Source organism: Halohasta litorea (genome assembly GCF_024494645.1).
Lineage (GTDB): Archaea > Halobacteriota > Halobacteria > Halobacteriales > Haloferacaceae > Halohasta > Halohasta litorea.
In genome coordinates this window covers 590,099-612,477 of record NZ_JANHDJ010000002.1, presented here as the reverse complement: position 1 = coordinate 612,477, position 22,379 = coordinate 590,099, and the positions used below count along the sequence as shown (strand labels likewise).

General features: G+C 57.7%; 19 protein-coding genes and 1 tRNA gene. 7 read left to right on the top strand and 13 right to left on the bottom strand.

All coding sequences use genetic code 11. The annotated features are described in order from the left end of the window. Positions 1-276 precede the first annotated feature (276 nt). Entirely contained in the window at positions 277-2,700 is a 2,424-nt protein-coding gene (locus NO877_RS07945) for a PD-(D/E)XK nuclease family protein (protein WP_256395784.1), read from the top strand. Beyond that, complete coding sequence (locus NO877_RS07940; protein ID WP_256395783.1) at positions 2,697-5,597, top strand: UvrD-helicase domain-containing protein; 2,901 nt, start codon at positions 2,697-2,699, stop codon at positions 5,595-5,597. The genes NO877_RS07945 and NO877_RS07940 overlap by 4 nt, the downstream gene beginning before the upstream one ends. Before the next feature lie 197 nt (positions 5,598-5,794). Here NO877_RS07940 and NO877_RS07935 read toward each other — a convergent pair whose 3' ends face one another. Further along, entirely contained in the window at positions 5,795-6,466 is a 672-nt protein-coding gene (locus NO877_RS07935) for a DUF8102 family protein (protein WP_256395782.1), read from the bottom strand. A gap of 227 nt (positions 6,467-6,693) precedes the next feature. Between NO877_RS07935 and NO877_RS07930 the strand changes: the two genes are divergently transcribed. Together NO877_RS07930 and NO877_RS07925 are read left to right on the top strand one after the other, a co-directional pair. Further along, complete coding sequence (locus tag NO877_RS07930) at positions 6,694-7,224, top strand: phage N-6-adenine-methyltransferase (protein ID WP_256395781.1); 531 nt, start codon at positions 6,694-6,696, stop codon at positions 7,222-7,224. A gap of 294 nt (positions 7,225-7,518) precedes the next feature. Beyond that, positions 7,519-8,625: a tyrosine-type recombinase/integrase gene (locus NO877_RS07925; protein WP_256395780.1), complete on the top strand. Its 1,107-nt coding sequence runs from the start codon at positions 7,519-7,521 to the stop codon at positions 8,623-8,625. Between the two features lie 3 nt (positions 8,626-8,628). Here NO877_RS07925 and NO877_RS07920 read toward each other — a convergent pair whose 3' ends face one another. From NO877_RS07920 to NO877_RS07890, 7 genes are all read right to left on the bottom strand, one after another. Further along, complete coding sequence (locus tag NO877_RS07920) at positions 8,629-9,732, bottom strand: tyrosine-type recombinase/integrase (RefSeq protein WP_256395779.1); 1,104 nt, start codon at positions 9,730-9,732, stop codon at positions 8,629-8,631. Between the two features lie 186 nt (positions 9,733-9,918). Beyond that, positions 9,919-9,993: transfer RNA gene (locus NO877_RS07915), tRNA-Glu, on the bottom strand. Positions 9,994-10,093: 100 nt separating this feature from the next. Beyond that, complete coding sequence (locus NO877_RS07910; RefSeq protein WP_256395778.1) at positions 10,094-12,061, bottom strand: 3-hydroxyacyl-CoA dehydrogenase/enoyl-CoA hydratase family protein; 1,968 nt, start codon at positions 12,059-12,061, stop codon at positions 10,094-10,096. A 97-nt stretch (positions 12,062-12,158) separates the two neighbouring features. Further along, positions 12,159-12,785 (bottom strand): peptide-methionine (S)-S-oxide reductase MsrA, encoded by a 627-nt coding sequence (locus NO877_RS07905; RefSeq protein WP_256395777.1) that lies wholly within the window; start codon positions 12,783-12,785, stop codon positions 12,159-12,161. Between the two features lie 26 nt (positions 12,786-12,811). Next, positions 12,812-13,213 carry a peptide-methionine (R)-S-oxide reductase MsrB gene (msrB, locus tag NO877_RS07900; protein ID WP_256395776.1) on the bottom strand — a complete coding sequence of 134 codons (402 nt, stop codon included), beginning with the start codon at positions 13,211-13,213 and terminating at the stop codon, positions 12,812-12,814. 268 nt (positions 13,214-13,481) lie between these two features. Further along, positions 13,482-14,276: a helix-turn-helix transcriptional regulator gene (locus NO877_RS07895; protein ID WP_256395775.1), complete on the bottom strand. Its 795-nt coding sequence runs from the start codon at positions 14,274-14,276 to the stop codon at positions 13,482-13,484. Positions 14,277-14,434: 158 nt separating this feature from the next. After that, entirely contained in the window at positions 14,435-15,250 is an 816-nt protein-coding gene (locus tag NO877_RS07890; protein WP_256395774.1) for a YihY/virulence factor BrkB family protein, read from the bottom strand. A 179-nt stretch (positions 15,251-15,429) separates the two neighbouring features. On the opposite strand from NO877_RS07890, the gene NO877_RS07885 reads away from it, so the two are divergent. Continuing rightward, on the top strand, positions 15,430-15,957 hold the full coding sequence (locus NO877_RS07885; RefSeq protein ID WP_256395773.1) for a DUF5817 domain-containing protein: 528 nt from the start codon (positions 15,430-15,432) through the stop codon (positions 15,955-15,957). A gap of 24 nt (positions 15,958-15,981) precedes the next feature. Here NO877_RS07885 and NO877_RS07880 read toward each other — a convergent pair whose 3' ends face one another. From NO877_RS07880 to NO877_RS07870, 3 genes are all read right to left on the bottom strand, one after another. After that, positions 15,982-16,497, bottom strand: a complete 516-nt coding sequence (locus NO877_RS07880; RefSeq protein ID WP_256395771.1) for an HPP family protein — start codon at positions 16,495-16,497, stop codon at positions 15,982-15,984. Between the two features lie 94 nt (positions 16,498-16,591). Next, positions 16,592-17,872 carry a hydroxymethylglutaryl-CoA reductase (NADPH) gene (gene hmgA / locus NO877_RS07875; RefSeq protein WP_256395770.1) on the bottom strand — a complete coding sequence of 427 codons (1,281 nt, stop codon included), beginning with the start codon at positions 17,870-17,872 and terminating at the stop codon, positions 16,592-16,594. Positions 17,873-17,931: 59 nt separating this feature from the next. After that, positions 17,932-18,957, bottom strand: coding sequence for an alpha/beta hydrolase (locus NO877_RS07870; protein WP_256395769.1), 1,026 nt, complete (start codon positions 18,955-18,957; stop codon positions 17,932-17,934). A 136-nt stretch (positions 18,958-19,093) separates the two neighbouring features. On the opposite strand from NO877_RS07870, the gene NO877_RS07865 reads away from it, so the two are divergent. Both NO877_RS07865 and NO877_RS07860 read left to right on the top strand, forming a co-directional pair. Further along, positions 19,094-19,813 (top strand): DUF1405 domain-containing protein, encoded by a 720-nt coding sequence (locus tag NO877_RS07865; RefSeq protein ID WP_256395768.1) that lies wholly within the window; start codon positions 19,094-19,096, stop codon positions 19,811-19,813. A 61-nt stretch (positions 19,814-19,874) separates the two neighbouring features. Next, on the top strand, positions 19,875-20,627 hold the full coding sequence (locus tag NO877_RS07860) for an SIMPL domain-containing protein (RefSeq protein WP_256395767.1): 753 nt from the start codon (positions 19,875-19,877) through the stop codon (positions 20,625-20,627). Positions 20,628-20,684: 57 nt separating this feature from the next. Here NO877_RS07860 and NO877_RS07855 read toward each other — a convergent pair whose 3' ends face one another. Beyond that, a complete protein-coding gene (locus NO877_RS07855) occupies positions 20,685-21,500 on the bottom strand; it encodes a DUF4397 domain-containing protein (RefSeq protein WP_256395766.1) in 816 nt (271 codons plus the stop codon). A gap of 141 nt (positions 21,501-21,641) precedes the next feature. After that, positions 21,642-22,307, bottom strand: coding sequence for an HAD family hydrolase (locus NO877_RS07850; RefSeq protein ID WP_256395859.1), 666 nt, complete (start codon positions 22,305-22,307; stop codon positions 21,642-21,644). Positions 22,308-22,379: the final 72 nt, after the last annotated feature.

Below are 22,379 nucleotides of genomic sequence, written 5' to 3'. Positions count from 1 at the left end.
GTATTTTCCTTGAATCTCTATAATTGCGGACACCCCCCGTGTGGATACGGTGATATTGACCTGTTGCTTTCGGAGTAAGTACAAGTAGGTGGGTTTGCTTGTTCGAGTGTGCCATTACGGGAAGCCCGGTCAATCGACCAACTCTATTCAGTGGTTGCTGAATATGATACTGTTCTTACTGACGAAGCACCGCTTGCACTCGCGCTCGATAATCGAGTGAAGACACCTCGAATCGGTCGATTATCTGCTACGCCTCGCAGCCATGCTGTTCAGGAAATGTTCCCAGATGATATTAGATCGCTGTTTTTTGAGATTATTGCAGAGACCGATTTGTCGTGGAAACAGGCTGTTAGGGCACTCGAACTCTGTATTGACTGTTGGACCGCGACCGGTGACCGAGACGGGATCCTTGCGTACCCTGAGTTTGACACGCCTGCAATACGGTCCGTTGTATCGATGTTAGGAGAGTTACAAAGTAGTTACTTGGCCACCGAACGCATGAGTCTCTCTGCAGACCAAGATATTGCAGTTATTGACGAAGATCACCTCTCTGAGCTAGATCGGAGTATTCTCCCACCACAAACAGAGTATGAGACGCATTCATCATTGAGTAGTAGTCACGTTTCGTTTCCCGAACTGAGGATATTCTCGTCTGCGACATCAATTGTGTCGACTATCGTTGATCAAATCGATCCGGAAACGGCTGACCAATTCGGGATCGTTCTTGTCGAAGATAGTTTGTACAGTGCTTTGATTGAATCGGCGCTTGAAGCACGAGAGATACCGTACCGTGGTGGTCCAGGATTCGAAGATGATGAGGATGTGAGAGCGTTCCTCCGGTTGCTGGAAACAACGTTTGCCGGGGCAGACCAACGTGTCTCGGACATTCGGCCCGTACTCACTACGGCAGGGATTGAAATCCCTCGTGGTATCGAACAACAGCGTGTTGACTCACTTTCCAGTGGTCAACTTAGTTCCTACGTGGAGTTTCGGGAGGCTGTTGAGAACGGGACGTTCCGTGATGTTGTCACTGTGTATGAGTCAATCGCTGAGACGAAGCTCACCGATCTCCGGCGTGAATTCGATGAACTCGGGATGATCGATGACTCGGTGACCGAAGAACGAGTGACGCGCTTCCAGTACTATCTGAATGCGTTCTCTGTTCCGACCGAGACGGATGCGTCGGATGGGGTTCTGTTGGCAGGAGCAACGTCGACAGCGTATGTTGACCGGCCGGTTGTGTTCTACATTGGTCTCGGCCCAGACTGGGCGCAGACACCACCGGAGTACCCGTGGATAGATCAGACCGATTATCTCGAACACGATCTCACACGGTTCGAACGATTGCTTCAGAACGGGGAGCAACGGTACTATTTTGTCCAGGAGACTCAGGCAGGCAGTGACGTTACACCGTGCGTGTATCTCCGTCGACTCCTCGATGAATCCTTCGAGACGTTCGATGATCTTCCGCACACGCGTCACAACGGTGTACCGAGCACACCGCAAACAGCACCATTTGCTGAGCCGGATGCGTCCACAACACCGCACGAAGATGTTGAAACAGTGAGTCAGTCTCGGTTGAAGTCGCTCGTGAACTCGCCTCGGGATGCGTATTTTGACCGGTTAGTCGATTCTCCCGAGGTGCTTCCGATGGCGCGAGGGACGGTGCTTCACGAAGCCGCTGAGATCTATGTCGCAGATCCGTCTGTGCTTGAAGATCAGCGTGAGAGGGTTCTGGATGCGATGTGTACTCAGTTAGATCCGTATCTGGGTGATTCGAAGCGAGCTGTGCAGCGAACGCATTTGGAACTCGGTCTTGATGCCATCACAGCGTATCTGGATGCGAACCCTGCTTCCGGGGGTGAGTATGAGACGTACGATTTCTTGGACCGTGAAAATGAGCTCGCTAATACACTGGGCGTTGATTGTGACTCACCACTCACCGAACGATGGTTCGAATCTCCCTCCATCGGAATGCATGGGTACATCGATCTAATCCAGGATACTACCACGTTGGTCGATTACAAATCGGGGAGTAAGGACAGTGCTGCAGATATCCTGGACTCTGCGGCGATTGATCCCGTCGACGAGTACCCTAATTTCCAAGCGCTCGTCTACCTTGCTAAACATCGTGAAGAGCGTCCAGACGAGCAGCTAAATATGCACTTTGTGCACCTGCTCCACGACACTGATGAAACCATCAGAGGGAATCCTCCAGAGCCAGCGGATCTCGTGACGACCATTACGTATGTTCCAGCACGGTTCGGTGAGTTCGTCGCACGTCGGGAGACGTTCGAAACAGTAACTGACTTTGCTGATTCGAATGATCGGTGCAAAACACTGTACAAACTCGGGTATGAGGCATACAGGGAGTTTTTCGAAACTCACGAACTTCCGCGAGCCGGTGAAGACCCTGATCAACGTCACAGAGTGACTGAAGCCTTTATTGAGTACGCTCAGGATCACGTTGGGCCGCACAAGTATGTGCGTGAGGGGTGTAGGCTGGTTATTGATGATCTTGATGACGTGCCGTCAGGATATGTTCTGAAGTCCGATCTCGATGCGTTCGAAGCGTTTGTCGATGAGCAACTTACTGCGCTGAACGAGTACCGTCAAGACCGGTTCCCGGTTGCCTACCGAGAGGATGGGCCAAACTGGGATCGAGTTGACCACCGTGACCTGATTCTTACAGACCGATGACTGGAATTTCACCAAACACAGAACAACGACGACTGATTGAGAGTACCGACGGGATCTATCGCGTCAATGCTGGTGCAGGGACCGGGAAAACATTCTCTATCACGCGTCGGTATGCAAATATCCTCGAACAACCAGGAATCGAGCCTGAAGACATTCTCTTGGTCACATTCACTCGGAATGCGGCTGCGGAAATGGCCGATAGAATCGCCCAACAGTCACCGTACGATCCTGTGCAGCTACAGGATGCCCCAATCAGCACGTTCCACGGGTACTGTTATCAGTTGCTTCGACGGTACGGTCATGAAACACCGAGTGAGCTTGGAATTCACGATCAGATTCCACAGTCACTCGATCTAATTGAGGATGGTATCCGAGAGTCGAAGCTATTCAACACATTCATTTCCCAGTTCGAAGATCGACATCCAGAGTACGAGCATCTCTTTGCGGCAATCAACGACCCCGGTACTCTCCGATCACTGACAACGGAATTGGCTTCGAAGGGAGTAATTCCTGAACGCAATGGGTGGTATCAGGAGACAGGGTCCACGCTCACAGGAGATCGAGAAGCGTTTATCAGTATCTTCGAACAAGAGAATCAACCAAACGAAGGGGCCTACGGTCCGACACAATCAAATGCACGGTCGTCTGTGAGTTGGACTGATTCGGAGTACGTACCCGATGCACCGAAAGCAGAGGATGTTCTCGGAGACACCCAACTGCATCGTGACTCGGTCGAGCAGGCTTTCGATGAAGACCGCGACGAGTTACTCGAATTTGTGCACGACGTGTACTTTGAATATCTGGAGTATGCGCTACAACGCAACTATCTCACCCAGGGGCTCATGCTCGTGTTGGCGTTCGTTATGCTGAGTGAGGACGCAACGGTTCGTGAGCAGGTTCGCCACGAGTACGTCATGGTTGACGAATTCCAGGATACCAATGAGTTGCAGTTCAAACTCACACTACTCCTTGCAGCCGAGAACAACATTTGTGTTGTTGGTGACTGGCAGCAGAGCATCTACGGGTTCCAGTACACTAGCATCAAAAACATCCAAGAGTTCGGCGAGCGGATCACCCGATATAAATCGGAGTTGAATCGTGGTGAGACACGAGTTCCGTACTCTGTCGACGAAACAGAGATAGAAACGATTCCGCTCGAAAAGAATTACCGTTCGACGGCCTCAATTCTCTCGTTAGCAAGAGAGACGCTGACAGTGCCAGCGACGAACGGAGATTCTGTTGATGTCGAAGCTATCGAAGACGAGATGACGTCGTTGGACGCGACGAATTACGTCGACAACAGTCAGATCAAGGCGGTAACGCATGAGGATGAGATCGAACTCATTCTGGATCAAATACAGCACGTCGTTGGGAATGAGGAGTACAGTGTCGAGGTTCGGGATGAACCGGCATCGACAGACGAAATGTCGCAGGGTGAAAAAGAAGCTGCCGAGGCCGAACGGCTGGGGAAACCATCGTACAGTGATATAGCGGTCTTTTCTCGGAATCGGTCGTTTGCGAGGGATCTCCTCGAAAAGGCAGGCGAGTACGGGATTCCGATGGCATACGAGGGCGGAGTTGAACTGTTCGATACGGATCAGGCGAAGTTGTTGTTGGCGTGGCTCCGGATTTGCGAGTCGGATGACCAGCGAGGGTGGGCGACCGTGTTGGAAGAAGCCGGGTACACACTGCAACACGCCGAGGAGATTCTCGATGATGAAGCGTATCCTGATGCGATGGCTACGTTCCGGGATCGTTTACGCGAGAGTGAGACGATTGGTGGGTTGGCTCGGATCGTATTCGACGAGTATGGGTATGATGGTGCGTATGCAAATGGATTGCTTGGCGAGCTTACCGGGATGGTCGAAACCACGCTGTCGACGCGGAGTGAAGCTATCACATATCTTGAAGCGAATCTCAAAGCAGGGTCGACGATTGAGATTGATTCGAGTCCAGGAGAGGACTCAGTTACACTGCAAACAATTCATAGCGCGAAAGGATTGGAATACCCGATTGTATTCTGTGCGAACATCAATCGACGAGCGTTCCCGAGCTACGGGAAACCGTCTGCTGGAACGATCCAGTATCAGGAACCATTGGGTCTCAGACAACGGTCCGTGTACAGCGAGGCAAACGGTAACCCGTATGTCTACAAGCACTGGCCTAACAATCTTCTCACAGGGTGTCTTCCATCGACATACGATGAGGAACGTCGTCTGTTCTACGTTGCAGTAACGCGGGCGAAACGACACTTGGTTCTGACTGCTGGCGGGTCGCCGAGTCCATTCTTTACCGAACTCTCAGTTGACCCTGTAGAAGTTGAACCATCTGTCGAACCCAGAACGATTGAGGATATGGAGAAAGATACGTTTTCGATCACAGTGCCTGAACAGTCAGGGCCGCAGCGAATGAGTGTCCACGCCATTATGGACGATAGCGTGTACGACGACATAGAGGAGGGACGAGGAACCGAGTTTGGAGACGAAGTTCACCAGTTCGCCGAAGATTACGTGCAAGGTGCCGATGTCTCACCGGTTGGAGGCGATCAACAAAACGTTGCTAAGCTACTCGATTCGTTTGATGGCGAGTTCAAACCAGAAATCACAGCGATTCTCCCTCTCAATACGGAGCCACCAATCACACTTGTTGGCATCATAGATCTACTCGTCATTACACCCGATCAGATCCATATCATCGATTACAAAACAGACCTCAGCCGTCACGCCGAAGCCGAATACCGGAAGCAACTCAGCGTGTACTACCACGTCGCATCAGAGACATATCCTGATCGAGATGTTTCGATTACGATCTTCTACACTGCTAACGATGAGCATGTAGAATTGTCTCCGTTAAAGTTAGAGGCCTTATGTGACACCGCCAGAGCAGCGAATCAGTGACATCCTTTCATGTCTAATTATTTAACGACAGTCAGTATGGTCGGTTCACGTTTTGGCATTGGTCGAAGACTATGGCAAATACCGAGTTAAATGCTAGTTGAACGAGATAGAGCGTATAATTTCCAGTATAATTCTAAATAAAGCAATGGGTGAGTTTTTAGTATTTACTGTAGCTTTTGGGAGAAAATTGGTGTTGATTAAGAATCGTTCTTATTGCTGAATAAACCTGTGGATCCAACATAATCATCGTGCCTCGATATATCGGTATTAGACCCCTGTCTACGTGAATAAAGTTCTCTTTCTATTGCTAAGTGTAGTTCCATATGGTAGTTACTAGCAGCTTCATCTTTGTCAATTACCTCATCATCTGGTACACCAATAGCCCCCCTGACATAGTCATTAGCGTCACGCCATTGATCTGTGTCTATCGCACGTTTAAGATCGTTTTTTGAAGGAGTCTCAAACAGTTCTGTATTCGAATCAATGAGGACCGTATCTGGTGTATTTCCCAGCCTTTCTTTCGCATTTCTTATTCCATCAGAAAGGGAACGCCTGAATGCCAACGCTTGATCCACCGCAGTTTCATCAGTCATTTGATCTGCATCCTGAGCAGGCTCATTTAAAGATAAGTACAAGAACTCGATCATATCACTGGCAGATTTCGTTGTGTCAATTTCGTCCATCGCTTTTTGACGCTCTTCTTTTGACCAGAGCTCAATGAGGAGTTCAAAATCCTGCATCGCTGAGGCTACTCGGTCCCGGATATCTTCTCTCCGTTGAAACTCTGTTTGCCGATTCTTGTACTCGATTTCATTACGAAGCCACTTTTTGTCTGCAGTTGTCAATATACCGGGCGTTTCGTCATCCATCTCAACCAATAACCAACTTACAACCCTTATAAAACGACTTGATATGTTTGTCAAAAGCAGGATTTGTAAGTTGAAAATGTCCTAAAAACTGACAATGATATAGCGCTATTTGTAGTTTTTGTGGACGAAGAAACTGTAGATCAGAATAGGATTCGGTCGAAAGTTTTGAAGCCACAAAAAATCGCTGCGTGAAATCGCAGTTTAAACAAATAAACAATAAATTAATTATGAGTAAGACCAACAAAAAACCAAGATGGTTGGATGAGCGTTTAAGAGAATTCATGAAGATGAAGGGTTCAAATGAAAAGGGAACTCCACCAGAGATTATTGAACCACTAAAAAGGGGTGCTGGAGGGTACGATCTTGACGCGGCAACTAATAAAGAGATAACCCACATTGCCGAAAACTACTACACCAAAAGCGACGACGGGCTCTCTCAACAGTGGTTTGGTAAAGTCTTCGTTAACCCTCCGTACTCACGAGAAAAGAAAAAATGGGTTGCAAAGGCACGCGAGGAACTAACAAAAGACCGCGTTGAGTTCATTGTGTTCCTTTGTCGCGGCGACTCATCAACTAACTGGTGGCATGGCCTGTTTGAAGACGCATCGTACGTGTGCTTCCACAATCAGCGAGTGAGCTTCATCGGAGCGGATTCAACAGCTCGGTTCCCTAGCCACATCTACGTGCTCGGGGAGCCGCCAGCTAAATTAGTAGATGAGATGAATAAACTAGGAGCGGTGGTAAAACTAAGTGAATAAGTAGAAACTAGTTTATAGTTTGCCACTTTTCAGTTTTATTTTGAAATGTATCTGTAGTGTATCCCTGAGATGTCTGATTACATATAATTATTCCTGGCCAATCGCACAATTATCAAAATAATTAACCTAAGTTTTTAAAACAACTGGCTTCTGTACTTTTGTGCTTGATGAATAAAACAACCAAACAAAACAGTCAGAGAATGCGTGAAATCCGCGTATTACTTGACAAAACCACAAACCACCGAAACTGCCAGGAAAACAACCACACTGGTTCTCACAATGGGGTCGTCGACAATGAGTAGTCGTGTAGAGGATGATCGGAATGAATCGTATCCACAGCTGGGCCAGCGACAACAGGATATCTTCAAATCGAAGGTTAACCGATTCAAGCAGTACTTGCGCTCTGAAGGTAAAGATCCATTAAAACAAAAGGGATATGCAGAAAAATCGATTGGCACGCGAGTGTCACGAGTGCTGCAAGCTATTCGATGGATTTGGGAGCAGGATGGTGCGACAACGGAAATCACACCAGAGCAAGCAGATCAAGCAATCGAGTCACTCGCCACCGACGATTTCCGTCGCCAAGATAATGGGCGATACCGGGAAGATAGCAAGCGAAAGATTTCGGACGCGCTAGTCAACTGGTTTCAATTCAAAGACTCCGACTGGGAGCCAGATATCACCTTTCAAGGAGAGGCATCCGCGAATCACGCTGACCCATTCACGAAAAGAGAGGTGAGTGAACTCTGGGAAGCGTCACTGACCTACAAGTCCATCCCAAAGTACAACAACCTCACTCCAGAAGAGCGAGATCGCTGGCGAATATATCTTGCCCAGGAACTCAGCAAACCGAAAACCGATGTCAGCCCTGCTGATTGGGAGCAGGTAAACACGAACTGGAAAATCCCCTCAATAATCGCAACTGAAAGAGCAGCGGGCTGGCGACCCGCACTCATTGAACGAATGAAGGTCGACTGGTACGACGCTAACTCAAAAACAATCATAATTCCTGCAGACCAAGCAGTGAAAAATGATTCAAAATGGGTGCAGCATTTGCCAGACAAAGCAATTGACCCGCTTGAACGCTGGATTGAACAACGAGAAAATATTAAAAATTACGACAACTCAGACTACATGTGGTTGAATAGAGAAGCTAACCCGTATAATTCAAAAACCCTCAACGACATCCTTGATGGACTTATAGAGGAAGCAGAAATCAGTATAGGAGGTCGGAAGATTTCCTGGTACTCATTCAGGCATACACTCGGGACATACACGTACGAAGAGTTCCACGACCTCGAAATCGTTGCTGAGACATTACGACAAAACAGTACGGCATCAGCCGCTCGATACGTCCACCCAACTGATGAAATCCTGCGAAATGCCGCGAATATTCTTTAATATTCACCCCATCCGATCTAATGCGTCCTGCCGGTCTTCGACTGGTGCTTGATCGTACTTCATTGTTGTTTCGGCGCTCTTGTGCCGGAGTTGTGCTTGCGTCGCTGCCAAGTCCTCCTCTCGCGTCATATACGTCCCAACAGAGTGTCGAATCGTGTACCAGCTCATTTGCCGGTGGGTTGTGTCGATACCGGCAATGTCACAGAGTTGTTGCAGGAGGTAGCGAAGCGACTTTGTGTGGTACGGATTCGAGTTTCGAGTAAGCCAGATCGCGTCTGTATCGTCGTACTTTTCATATGTTTCTCGCTCTGCAAGCCAATTATCGAGTGCTTCTGCGGTCCGGGATTGAAGACCGATGACCCAGTGTTCTCGATTTTTCGAGCTATCTTCTTTCGGGATCCGGAGAACTGCGTTGTCGGTGTCAATCCAACTGATTGTTGACCGTTGTACTTCGATTGGCCGAAGCCCGGCATCAAGACTCGCCCAGACGAGCGACGGGACTTTCCACCCGTTTGCTCGGTCCCAGTCGGCTGGTTCAACCTCTGATTTTGGTTTCTCGAATCGCTGGGCGAGGTACTGTTTCCACCGGTCTCGTGCCGACGGTGTGAGGTTATTGTACTTGGGAACGGAACCGTATTCGAGCGCCGCTTCACGAACAGCAGAGCGCTCGTCACGAGTCAGGTAGTCCCGGGGACTTGTACTCGTCTCAGCTGCGAACGTGATGTCAGGATCCCACGCGCTGAGCCCGTGTTCATGGTGCCGCCATTTGAACAGTCGTTTAACGGCTTTCTGGCAGTTTCGTTTGTGTGTAGTGCTCACGTTCTCTCGCGCAAGATGTTTCATCCACGCGTCGGCGTTCTCATGCGTGACGTTCACTGTGTACCCGCCTTCCTGCTCCCAAACGAACCGGTAGAACCGGTCCATTCGGTACGCACCGGGTTTCAGGGTACCGAGAGCATACCCACTTGCTTGGTCAGGGCGTTTTCCGAACGTAAGGAGCCATTCAAGACACTCTTCGCGCTCGTTCCGATAGTCGAGTTGCTGGCGCGGGTTGAGATATTCTGTCGACGTTTCGGTAACGACGGGGAGTTCGGCAAGTTCGTCCATCAATCCCGCCTCCGTCGACGGGTTCGTGTCCACTTGGCGAATCCTTTGAATCTACTTGGTGGGGCAAAACGGCTAATCCCAAGACGGCGTCGGGGTCGTCGAACCTTTTGAATTAACTTGGCCTGAATCATTGGCTATCAGCTCTGAGTTCACGGCCAATAATCGCAAGACGGCGGTAGAATGGAATGCTCGATCAGGGATTCGAACCCTGGTCCTCGGCTCGAAAGGCCAAGATGATTGGCCGGACTACACCAATCGAGCGCTGCATATCAGCCGAGGAAGTACGGACATATAAATCTCATCAATCGCCCGCCCCGTGTGCCACCCTATCAGACCGCAGGCTGTGGCGACCGTGACCGGGTTACTCGCCGGTGAACTCCGGTTCGTCATCGTTCATAAAGGCGCGCAGCCCTTCCTGGAGGTCGTCGGTAGCCATCAGCAGGCCGAAGGCCTGGGCCTCGATCTCCAGTCCGGCATCGGTGTCGTCCCGGCCAGCGAGCATCGCCCGCTTGGTGAACTGCTGGGCGATCGGCGGCCCGGCAGCCAGTTTCTCCGCGAGTTCCATTGCCGCCGCGTCGAGATCCTCGCTGTCGACGACCTCCGCCAGGAAGCCGTAGTCGGCCATCGTTGCGGCGTCGAACCGGTCGCCGGTGAAGATGATCTCCTTGGCTCGACTCTCGCCGATCAGGTGGCTCAGCCGCTGGGTGCCGCCCCAGCCGGGCAGCAAGCCGAGGTTGTGCTCGGGCTGGCCGAACTCGGCGCGCTCGCTGGCAATACGGAGATCCGCAACCGTTGCCAGTTCCATCCCGCCGCCGAGACAGAAGCCATCGATGGCGGCGACGACGGGCGTGTCGCAGGCTTCGAGCTGCCCGAAGGTCTGCTGGCCCGTCCGTGAGAGCTCGGTGATCTCGATCGGGTCGGGATCGCCGGTCATCCGGGAGACGTCCGCCCCGGCACAGAACGCCCGATCACCCACACCCGACAGGAGGAGACACCGTACCTCGCTGTCGGCGTCGAGTTCCTCGATGGCCGCCGAGAGTTCCTCCAGGAGCTCGGCGCTGATCGTGTTCAGCTGGTCGGGTCGGTCGAGCGTGATGTGGCCGATTCGCTCCTCGCGGTCGACCTGAATCGTCTCGAAGTCCATGGAGTCGCCAGCATCGCCGGGAGGATAGAACCCCCGATCTTCGGCAGCCAACTCCCGGAGCCGGTCGACCGCATCGTACCGTGGTTCATCGGTCGAGTCGAACCGTTCGTCGAGCACCGCCACCAGCGGCTCCAGGCCACGACTGTCGGCCATCGTTGCCGGACCGTCGGGGAACCCCGCACCGAGTTGCATTGCCCGGTCGATCGCTTCGGCGTCGGCTACTCCGCCGTCGATCAGTCCGGCGACCTCGTTTGCCATCAGCGCGAGCAGCCGGTCGGCGATCTCCTGTCGACCGGCGTCGGGCGGGATCTCGATGCCGCCGTCGTCGTAGGTATAAAACCCCTCACCGGCTTTTTTGCCGACGGCATCGGCCTCGACTTTCTCGGCGAGCAGCGGGCAGGGCCGGTAGGCCTCGCCGAGCGTCTCGTGTAGATACTCCAGGACGTGATAGCTCACGTCGATACCGATCTGGTCAGCCAGCTCGAAGGCCCCCATGGGCAGGCCCATGTCGAACTTTGCGGTGGCGTCGACCTCGGCGATCGTCGCCGTTCCCTCCTCGACGAGCCACGCGGCCTCGTTGAGCAGCGGGATCAGGACCCGGTTGACGATGAAGCCGGGACTGTCCTTGTGGACCCGGACGGGGGTTTTGGCCATCGCCTCGGCCAACTCCTCGACGAGTGCCAGCGTCTCCTCGCTGGTGTGGTCGCCCGCGATGACCTCGACCAGCTCCATCCGGACCGGCGGATTGAAAAAGTGCATCCCGCAGAACTGCTCGGGGCGATCAGTGGCCTCCGAGAGGTCGGTGATCGAGAGGCTGGAGGTGTTGGTGACGAAAATCGCGTGATCGGGGGCGTGTTCCGTGACCTCGCTGAATACGTCTGTCTTGATATCCATGACTTCCGGGACAACCTCGATGATCACGTCGGCTTCCCCGACGGCCGCCTCCATTTCGACCACCGGTTCGATGCGGTCGCGGGCGGCCGCGGCCTCCTCGTCGGAGAGCCGGTCGTTCTCGGCGAGCTTGTTGAGGCTCCACTCGATGGCCTCGTAGCCCTCCTGGACCAGCTCCTCGTTGATATCTCGCAACGTCACCTCGTAGCCAGCGAGCGCGGCCACCTCCGCGATTCCGTGGCCCATATTCCCGGCACCGAGCACTGAGACCGTGGTCACGTCTGCGAACTCCATACCCGAGGGTCCACGCCGAGCCGATTCAACGTTTTTTCAGGTATACCGACAGACACGGTTTGAAACCAGTCTCCAAAACGTGTCGGCTTGGAGCGTTTCAGTGAACGGTTCGGTTCGCCGACGTGCCGAGGTCGTGGCCCTCGGGGAGGTCGTTCCCCGCAGCGTAGCCGTTCAGTTTGGCTGCGGCTGGCGATTCCCGAATGTCGGCGTCGTCGTAGCCCGCCTGTTCGACGGTGTTTAAAAGGGATTGCCGACCCCTGAGACTGTGTTTTTGGTGATAGTCCTCGGCGGGATGGAACCGCGAGAGCTGTTCGACTCGCGTGGCGATCCCCTCCCGAGTCAGCCCGCGGGCGTCGAGATACGAGGCGATTGCGTCGGCCTGCTCGGCTGTCGAGGCGAAGACGATGTTTTGGTACTGGATCGACGAGGGCTGGCGGGTGTGGTCGTGGCTCCGGAACGCTAGGTCCAGGAGGCTTTTAAATGATCGCTGCTCGGGATCGTAGTCGACCTGAAAGGCCTCGCTATGCTCGCCGAGGTCGTGGTAGGTCGGATCGGCTTTGGTGCCGCCAGCGTAGCCGACACGGGTGCGGACGACGCCCTCCAGCGCGCCGAAGCGGGCGTCGGGGCCCCAGAAACAGCCGAGGGCGAAGGTGGCGGTCTCGGTTTGCTCCGGCGACGGGGCGGCTCGGTCGTACTCCTGGATGGTGGATGGGGTGGGGCTCATGATGGTGGGCGTCGGCAGTGGTCGCGTTACTCCTCGTCGAAATCCAGCGCAATCCCGTTGATACAGTAGCGCTTGCCGGTCGGCTCGGGACCGTCATCGAAGACGTGGCCGAGATGACCCTCGCAGTTACGACAGACGACCTCCGTGCGAGTCATGCCGTGGCTGTGGTCGGCTCGTGTTTCGACGGCGTCGCTGTCGGCCGGATCGTAGAAACTCGGCCACCCCGTTCCCGACCCGTACTTCGTGTCGCTCGTAAAGAGGACCTGCCCGCAGCCCGCACACCGGAACACGCCGTCGTCATCGACGTCCAGGAGCTCCGACGAGCCGCGACGTTCAGTGCCCTCTTCGCGGAGGATTCGGTACTCCTCGTCGGTGAGTCGTTCTCTCCACTCGGCGTCCGTTTGCGGCTGATTGGACTGGTCGACCATACCACCGTAACGTGATACACGAGTATAAGCATCCGTGGTGTAACCGATCGCGTTACACGATCCCGGCAGAGCCACGGCTCGGCGTTGTGAGTCACTGGGAGTATCAACACCTGAGGGGGCCAAGAGATGGTGGAGGTCAGCGGGGACGAACTGTGGGGGTCTCTTGGCAATGTAACGCTCGGCGTTACATTATATAAATTCACGGCGTAGAATCCGTGCACCCCATGCACGAAACTCGAACAGGGTTTACAGTTGACTAGTTCGGGGCTTATAACTCCGTGAGGCGGCTGCTCGATGCCTCCCGGTAGTCGGCAAACAGCGCCTCGGCCCACTCGCGGACCGCCTCGGCGTCGGTCTCGAACAGTGCGCGGGGTATTCCGTTGTCGTCCTCGACTCCGATCTGTGTCGTCCGGTCGTCGACCAGCCCGAGGAAGAAGGGGACCGATTCGGTGACCAGGACGGTAAGCCGATCGGTCGAGAGCATCTCCTCGAACTGTGGGGCCAGCTGGGTGGTTCGAATCCGTGTCTCGACGCTCGACGAGACGATCAGCGTCGCTTCGAGGTCACCGGCCAGGATGCGCCGGTGGATCTCGGAGATCGCGTTCTGCCCGATCGACGGGAGCAGGGCGCGAAGCCGCTCGGCAGTCCGGATTCGGTTCGTATGCTTCCGCGCCGGGGCATAGGGGTCGCCATCGACGGCGCCGGTCACGGTGCCCGACTGGAACTCCTCGACCGCGAGGTCGAACTCCGAGACCGGGAACCACTCCAGGAACGGCGATAGCTCTTCGGCGGTCGCCATCGTCTCGGCGAGCCCGAGGAACTCCTGGATGACGAGGGCCCCCGTCGGCGTCAGCTCTACCCTGTCGGACCGCTCTCTCAGCCAGCCCGCTTCGACGAGCGAGTCCACCCCGCGGGAGATCGTCGACCGGGACTGCGAGAGCTGCCCGCGGAGCTCCCGCTTGGTGGTCGGCCCTGACTCCGAGAGAAACACCAGAATACGGACACGGGAGGGGGCCCGAGCCAAAAAGGAGATCTCATCGAGGACAGCAGCGGGAGGTGTCATACGTCCAGCAGTCCCGACTCGAATACTATATATTATGGGGATACAGACAATCAATTTATACATATATTATTTTTATGTATTTTCATGTAACATATGTATCCCTGCTCGGTCCGCTCGGGTCGCAGCTCCTCGACGGGAACTACCGGAAGGACGCCGGGTTACAGTCGAGCGTCCCGGACGACGACGTTGACGACCGCACCGGCGAGGACGGTGAGCGCGCCGACGTAGAGCCACGTGATAAACAGTAGGAGGGCACCCAAAACGCCGTAAACCTGGTACTCGGCGGCGTAGACGGCGTATAGTTCGAAGCCAAGCCGCAACAGTACCCAGCCGGTGGCGGCGATCAGCGCGCCGGGAAGGACCTCCCGAACTCGGAGCCGGCCGGGTGGTAACAGCGCATAGAGCGGCAGCAATGCGACCAGCAGTGCGACGAACAGCGTCACCTGTTCGAGCGAGCCGACGATCCACTCCGGGACGGGGCCGTAGGCGATCAACAGGTCGAAGCCGACCAGCACGACCACCGCGACCAACAGCGAGCCGAAGACGATCAGCGTGTTCGTGATCTGTTTGCGGATCGAGATCGCCGACTCGTAGTCGTAGAGCTCGCCGAAGGCCCGAGAGAGTCCCCGGGAGAGCTTGAGGGTCCCCCAGATCAAACCGAGGGTCCCCACGACGCCCGCACCGGTTCGGCCCGACGTCTCGGCGAGTGCGTCGGTCAGCAGCTCTTGGCCGGTATTCGTCAGCAGGTTTTCGACGACCTCCAGGACCTGCTCCAAGACGAGTTCAAGGCCAACCGCCGTCGTGACTGCGAAGGCCAAAAGCAGCATGGGCACCAGCGAGGCCAGCGCGTAGTAGGCGACCCCGGCGGCGGCGAAGGTGATGTTCCGCTCGCGGGCCAGCGAGACGACCTGTTCGCCCAACCGCACTGGCGGAAGACGGGCGAGCCGGTCGACGAGCCGTGTTTCGCCACCCATCTGTGACTGTTAGTGGCCGAGCCTCAAGGGACTTGGTTAGGCGTCGGCTGACTGTCGGTATGGACGACATACTGCCGGTGTGTCGGCCGTGAGCGGGCCGAACGGTTGGCTTGCTTCCTTATAATTGCGAGCGATCCGATGCTCCCTGTCTATAAATACGAGCGGCCGTTAGCTCGGATATGTACGCGGTCGTCGGCTGCAACGACTGTAGTATGCTGTGGCTACTGTCCGATCCGCGGGTCTCGAAGACGGCCCAGTGTCCACGCTGTGGGAAGACCCACCAAACGAAGAAACTCAAACGGCTATTCGAGTCCGACGACCGAACGGCCGCCCAGCAGGCCCGGTCGGCACTCCTGGCCAAAAAACAGGGTCAGTCCGAATCCTTTGCCGACCTCGACCACGTCGCCGATCTCGAAGCCCAGACCGACGAGCCGGTGATAGCGGACCGCGAATATCTCGAAGCCGCGGGCCTGGACGCCGAGGAGGTCGCCGCCGCCGGTGACCACTCGGCTGGCGGCTCGAAATCCCGCGACGAGATCGTCCGCGAAGCCGTCGAGGCGGCTGGCGACGACAAACCGACCGAATCAGAGATCCTCGACTACGCCGAACGGCAGGGTGTGCCAGCCGAGAAAGCCAGCGAGCTGCTTATCAAACTCTGTCGACGGGGCGAGGCCTCCGAGAGCGGCGGCCGCTACCGTCTTTTATAACTGGTGTTCAGTCGGTGGCGCGATTCAGGTAGCGGTGGTCGACCGCGTTGTGCCGAGCAGTCGATTGAACAACATCAGCACGCCCGCATGGAATTCGACCAGAATAACGATACTCACGACGATGGTAGCGACGGCGACCGGCGTCGACAACAGTCCGAGCGAAACGATCAGCGTCGTCGCACAGGCCGGGGCGTGAATCCAGTCGGTGGCGATCATCCCCCAACTGGTGAGGATCATCGAGACGACCGCACTCAGCGTGAACCGCAGGCCCTCCATCGAGAGGGCAGGCGGAATGCTCGTCAGCGAGACATCCCCGGCAATAGTCAGATACGCGAACAGTCCCGCGAGGCCGCCGATCAGATGGCTCCCGACGATCCGGTAGGTAGCGGTCCGTTTTCCTCGGCGTTCGAAAGCGAGAATAAACGCCGAGGGACCGAGACTCGGGAAGATAAACGGCTGCCCGGTTGCCCACGCGAGAAGCCCGAGGACGGTGAACAACAGCCCGGCGTACAGACTCGTCCCCAGTCGACGACGGTTCACAGCCGAGTCTCACGCGCGGCCACTGATAAGAATACCCAATTCGTCCAGTAATCTGAGCTGAAATAATATCTTTTAAACCGCGCGTGGAGATGACCTACCGGCCGAGCGACTCGTGGGCGCTCGACAGATGCCGGGAACCGAGCGCGGCGAGCAGTGAGAGTTCGCCAGCCAGCGAGCCGACGGCGATCGCTTCGGCCAGCGCGTCGGCGTTGCTCCCGGCGGGGTCGCCGCCGCCGCGAACGCCGAGGATGTCGAGGGCCTCCGACTGGGTCGGGAGTTTGGTGCCGCCGCCGACGGTGCCGATTTCGAGGCTGGCCAGCGAGACGGAAAAGTAGAGATCACCGTCGTCGGTGACTTCGGCGGTCGTGATCGCGTTCGCGCCCTCGACGACCTGGGCCTCGTCCTGGCCGGTCGCCAGGAACATCGCCGCCACCGGGTTGGCGACGTGCGCATTGAACCCGAAGGAGCCAGCTTTCGCCGAGCCGATGAGGTTCTTCCGGGTGTTGATCTCGGCGATGGCCTCGGGCGTCGTGTGGAGTTTGGCGTCGACGACCTCGCGCGGAACCACCACGTCGGCCGTTACGGACCGACCCCGACCTTCGACGGCGTTGATCGCAGCGGGCTTTTTGTCCGTACAGAGGTTGCCCGACAGCGCGACCAGCGAGGCCGAGGTTTCGGCCTCGACCAGTTCGCAGGCCTCCTTCGTGGCGATGGTGACCATGTTCATCCCCATCGCGTCCTTGGTGTCGTATCGGAAGCGGAGATAGACGTTGTTGCCGACGACGTAGGGCGTGACGTCCTGGAGCTCGCCGTGGTTGGTCGTCGACTCCGCGGCCTCGCGGAGTTCGTCGCCATGCTCGCGGACCCACTCGACGAGCGCGAGGCCCTCGGCGACGTCGTCGACGCGGAACACGGGCGCGCGAGTCATCCCGGCTTTGGTGACGCGGGCCGTGGCCCCCCCGGCGCGGTTGATGACCGAACAGCCCCGGTTGACCGACGCCAGCAGTGCGCCCTCGGTCGTCGCCAGCGGCAGATACCGCTCGTCGTCGAGCGCGCCGCCGTTGATGTCGACGGGACCGACGACACCCAGCGGGACCTGGACGGTCCCGATCATGTTTTCGATATTCGGCTCGGCGGCCTCGGCGGGGAACCCATAGGAGCCGATCGATGAGAGCTCTGCGCCCGACTGGTCTTCGACGAGCAGTCGGCGCGCGGCAGCAGCGGTATCCGGGTCGGCGTTGTCGTCGAGTTCGTGGAGTCGTCGGTCGCCGTCGCTGACTTCGGCGGCGAGTTCGGCGGCCCGCTCGAAGTCGGCGGCCGCGGGGCCGCCTGCCTCGTCGGTCTCAGTCGCGTCTGGATCGGCGTCTGCGGTCATGGCAGTGCATGGTCGGGGCGGTTGCTAAGGGTTATCGGTCTCCAGCGGCCGGCCGCCGGTCAGCGGTGGCCGACGACCGACCGGAGAAACGTCAACTGGTGGCCCACAACCGTCTCGAAGTCGTCGCTGAACACCGAGAAGTGGTCGACCGGGAGTTCGAGATACGTCGCCTCGGCGATGCCGTCGGCAGCCGTCGCCGCCCCCTCCGCAGGGACGACCACATCTTCGCGGCCGCCGATGAGGAGGGCGGGACACCGGATCTCTTCGACCTCGGCGATGGGGCGGTAGCGCGGCAGCGAGAGGAAGATCCGGGCGGGAATCCGGTTGTCCCAGTCGGCCTGCCGGTCGACGAGGTCGAACGCCGCCCGCTTTGCACCCGGTGCGGTCACGACGCCGAAGCCGTCTTCCTCGTCGACGATCCGTACCTCGGCCCCGAGCCCGAGGCGGTAGCCGAGGCCGTCCCGCAGGCCAGCGGCCAACGATTTAAATAGCCGTTTCGGCTGGCGAACCATGCCGAGCGTCTGGGCACGGCCGTCGACGAACGGACAGGTCGCAATGACGCCCGCAACCCGGAAGTTCTCGGCGGCGACCGACAGCGCGTGGCCGCCCGACAGCGAGTGGCCCCAGACCACGAGGCGGTTGCTGTCGACGTCCTCGGCGGCGCGCATGGCGTCGATGGCTGCCTCGTAGTCGTCGACCTGTTTGGCGGGGCTGACGAGCCCCCGCGGCTCGCCGTCACTGTCGCCGTGGTGCCGGTAGTCGAAGGTGAAAGCGGCGTAGCCAGCCTCGGCGAACCGCTCGGCGACTGCCGGGAGGCCGAACGATTGCCAGAAGCCCAGTCCAGGAGCCATCACGACGACTGGCGGGTGTTCGGGGCGGTCAGGGAGGTAGAGGGTACCGCGACAGGTTTCGCCGTCGCTGTCGAACTCGACGCTGCGTGTGGAGTACGCTTCGCGTGACGGTCGACGAAGCGACTGTTGGCTCCGATTGATCGGCTTGCGTCGGCTGCTGGGGCGGCTACTGACGTTTCTGGGATCTGTCTCGGAGGTCGAGGTGCCCGAATCGGCGCGGACGAACTCGGTCATCGGACCCCCTCCATCGTTGTACTCGCGGTCATGGGCCGACTACAACCGCAAGCGGGTTAAATCGTTACCCAGCCGCCGCAGTGATGGCCATCCGTCGACCGGCACGGATTTGTGAGTGATAGCCGAACGTGCAGGTATGGTGCGTCGACTAGATCGTGACGGCAGGTCGCTCCCGACACGTGACGAGCTTCCAGGATGGCTCGCGCCGGTACCCGAGCGAGTCGAAACCCTCGGTTTGCGGCTGGTCTGGCTCGTCGTCGCGATCAACCTCGCAGGCACGGCCTTCGGCTTCTGGTACTACTCGGCACAGTTCGCCCGGACGCCGCCGGAGATGTGGGCCTTCGTCCCCGACAGTCCGATGGCGACGCTGTTTATTGCTGGCGCGTTCGCGCTGTGGGCAGTCGACCGCTCGAACGACACCCTGACCGCACTCGCCTTTTTCGGTAATATCAAACTCGGCCTCTGGACGCCGTGGGTGTTGGTCGTCTTCGCCGACGCCTTTCTCGAATTCACCGCCCCGGCGATGTACGCCTTCCTGCTTGTTAGCCATCTGGCGATGGTCGTCCAGGCCCTTGTGCTCCACCGTATCACCGACTTCCCGCTGTCGGCGGTCGGCGTCGCCACGCTCTGGTATACGATCGACCTGACGGTCGACTACTTCATTCCGGTCGTCGGCGAGCCACACCATACGACGATCCCGCTGGCCGACGGGACGCCGATCGCCGCCGGGGCGACCGCGTTCGATCTCGCAGCGTGGGGTGCAGTCGTGTTGACGATCATCCCGCTGTTCTGGGCGTTCGCAACCCGGGTTAAAAAGGGAGACCGCCAGCGGCTCGGCGGCGAAAGCGAACGGTAGTCGACAAACGGCTGTTTCACCCTTACGAACGATAATAGCCCATCCAGTCCATTGGTTGTGTATGAAGCGACGACAACTCCTCATTGGCGGCGGTACCGTAGCAACAGCCGCCCTTGCGGGCTGTATCGGGAGCGCCCAGACGAACAGCAGCGGCGAGAGCCGAACGCTGACGGTGAGCAAAAGCGGCGAGGCGACTGCCGCGCCGGATAAAGCAGTCGTCCACGTGAGCATCGAGGCCACCGGCGACAGCGCTTCGGCCGTTCGAACCGACCTTTCGGCGGGATCGACAGCGCTGAACGATGGACTGATCGCCGCAGGCATCCCCGAAGACGACATCACGACCGGCCAGTTCAATATTTACGAGCGTCGCGAGCAAACACGAATCCCTGACGGTGGCGAAACCGGGTCGGACGGCGAGCCGCAAGAAACCACGCGCTACGAGGGAACCCACTCGTTCCGCATCGAGGTCGGCGACGTAGAGTCGGTCGGCAGCGTGGTGGATACAGCCGTCGATTCGGGGGCCGACACCGTCAGCCACATCGAGTTCACCCTCTCGGAGGACCGGCGCGCCGAACTCCGCGAGGAGGCCCTCGACTCGGCGATCCAAGCCGCACGGGAAGAATCGGAGTACGTCGCCGGAGAGGTCGATCAGTCTGTCATCGGTGTCAAAAGCGTCGACACCTCGGGCGGCGACATCTCGCCGGTGAGCCGTCAGTACGACACCGCGGAGGCGGCCGACTCGGGGTCGACCGAACTCCAGCCGGACGACGTGACGGTGCGGGCGACCGCCAGAATAACCTACCGCATCGAGTGACCCGCGGCCATCGTGTGAGAACCGCGAGCCAGCGGCGTTAGGCGGGGTCCTCGTCGCTCACGTACTCTCGTTGTCCATTCCGTTCCCACCGGTCGTCCCGGTGGTGTCCTCGACGATCTCGACACCGAACTCCTCGTCGACCGGTGCGTCGTCGGGTTCGAGGTAGCCGACGGCGAACGCCGAGTAGATGGTTCCGGCCTCGACACTGGCATCGAAGCTCGCCACCGGCTCGGCGTCGTCTTCCCCGGCTGGCACGACGTCGAAGGTGTACTCTCCAGGAGGCGCTTCGGCGGTCGCGGACTCGCCAAACCCGAGGCCCTCGAACAGTGCATCACCGCTGTCGGCGCCGACGATATCGACTGCGGGGGCGTCGGGGGCGGCGTGGATGCCACGGATGCGGGCGTTCTCGCCCGGATCGCTCAGGTCGTCCTCGAACACTTCGACCGCCAGCGGCTCGTTTTCTTCCTCGGCTTCACCGACTGCGGCGACCGTGTAGTCGACCGCTTCGACCTCCAGGGAGTCCTCGTAGATCACCGCCTCTTGATCGCCCGCTTCGGTGATCTGTACGTCGTAGGTCGCCGGTTCGAGTTCGAGGTAGTCGCTGACATCGCGGAAGGCGACGTCTTCGAGGACCGCCTCGCCGTCGACGTAGATGTCGACGTTCGGGGCATCCGGCGACAGGTGGGCAACACGGACGCTAGCCATCTCGCCACCATCCATTCCGTCGTCGGTGGTGTTGCCCTCGCTGTCGTTCATATCAGATTCGTTACCATCGCCGTTCTCTTCTTGGCCTCCGGCACAGCCTGCGAGACCACCGATTACTGCCACACTGCCTACCGTCTTCACTACCGCTCGTCGGTTGTGTGTCGCCATATGATACAAAACTACAAACGAGTGGCATACATATAAATTATTCTACACATTCAGTGAATATGATGATACGAATCTGTAACATGAATCTGACATAAGTGAGAATGGGCCCGACTGCATCACGAACCGCACGCAGAACCGATCTCAGGCGGGCCGTGACCGGCAGAGGCCGACGATATCGTGGAGGTCTTCGACGATATGTGTCGGTGTCGGCGACGGCTGGTGGTTCCGGCGGTGGGGTCGGCGGATGAACGCCGAGTCGACGCCCGCGTTGGCTGCGGCTTCGATATCCGAGTCGTTGTCGCCGACGAACAGCACCGACTCCGCATCGAGCGCGTCGGCGGCACGGTGGAGGTAGTAGGGAGCCGGTTTTTTCCGGTTGAGGCTGGCGAGGGTCGGCTCGCGACCGAGAGCGACCGCGAAATAGGAACCCAACCCGAACTGCTCTAAGAGGAAATCGACGGTCGCCTGCTGGTTCGAACTGACGATCCCCAAGGGGATCGAGAGCCGATCGAGGGCGCTGACGTCCTCGTAGGGCGTCTTCCGGCCAGCGCGTGCCTCGACCTGCTGGCGCTTGGCCGACAGTCGGTCCCGCTGTTCCCAGAACGCCTCGGGGTCGAGGTCATACCGGTCGCAGACCTGCCGAACCTCGGCGGGCGAGACGTCGACCACCATCGACTCGACCGTCGAGGGTTCGGGATCGGCAACGCCCGCGGCGTCGAAGGCCGCCCAGGTCGCCTCCCGAAGCACGTCGTAGGGTGTCCGCGAGACCAACACCCCGTCGCTATCGAATATCACCGCATCGTACATATCGGAATCCACGACCGGCAGCGGGAAAACAGTGTGCAACACCGGCCACGAGAAGGCGATCCGCGGCGGGGA